Here is a 533-nt window from a genome sequence, read left to right as displayed (position 1 = left end):
GTCTTCGCTCAACACCAGATCCAGCTTCGGTCGTCCCACTCGCATGTTGGCATCTCCCGTTCGTCGATACCAACATCCTACAAAAATATAGATCCGTTAACAACGGAACGGAACACTAGCTGCAGGCCTCAAGAGCCAGCGCTATCGCCACAGGTTCGTCCTGGCCAGGTCCACCACCTCTGCGCCGCGCCCGTCGATGATCGCCCGCAGCAGGTAAAGGCTGAAGCCCTTGGCCTCCTTGGTGGTGATGGTGGGCGGCATTGCCAGCTCCAGCCGGTTGGTCTTCACGTCGACGACCACCGGCCCGGGCCGGGAGAAGGCTTCCTGCAACGCCGGCCCGACCAGCCCCGGATCCTCCACGCGAGTCCCCGCAATGCCGGCGGCCATCGCAATCGCCGCAAAGTCGGTATCCACCATATCGGTATAGGTATCGAGGAACCCCGATGCCTTCATTTCAGGCTCGTCGGGGAAATCTGTGGGTGAAAGAGGATGCGCGGCTAGCCAAGTGAAGCCCGATTGAGGTACTGATAGAG

At 60.6% G+C, this 533-nt stretch carries 1 protein-coding gene; it reads right to left on the bottom strand.

Annotated features, from left to right (window positions below; translation table 11 throughout):
• Positions 1–141: 141 nt before the first annotated feature.
• The gene (locus ACGLHR_RS52220; protein WP_400104035.1) at positions 142–453 is read right to left on the bottom strand and encodes a thiamine pyrophosphate-dependent enzyme; all 312 of its coding nucleotides are present in this window, start codon (positions 451–453) and stop codon (positions 142–144) included.
• Between the last annotated feature and the right edge of the window lie 80 nt (positions 454–533).

The sequence above is a fragment of the Cupriavidus sp. CuC1 genome (assembly GCF_044627735.1).
Classification (GTDB): domain Bacteria; phylum Pseudomonadota; class Gammaproteobacteria; order Burkholderiales; family Burkholderiaceae; genus Cupriavidus; species Cupriavidus ulmosensis.
The sequence above is the reverse complement of the archived record's forward strand: the minus strand, read 5'-3'. Positions and strand labels throughout refer to the sequence as shown.

Excerpts from the sequence above, each read along its gene's own strand:
- ACGLHR_RS52220 (WP_400104035.1), bottom strand. The coding sequence starts at position 453 with ATGAAGGCATCGGGGTTCCTCGATACCTATACCGATATGGTGGATACC.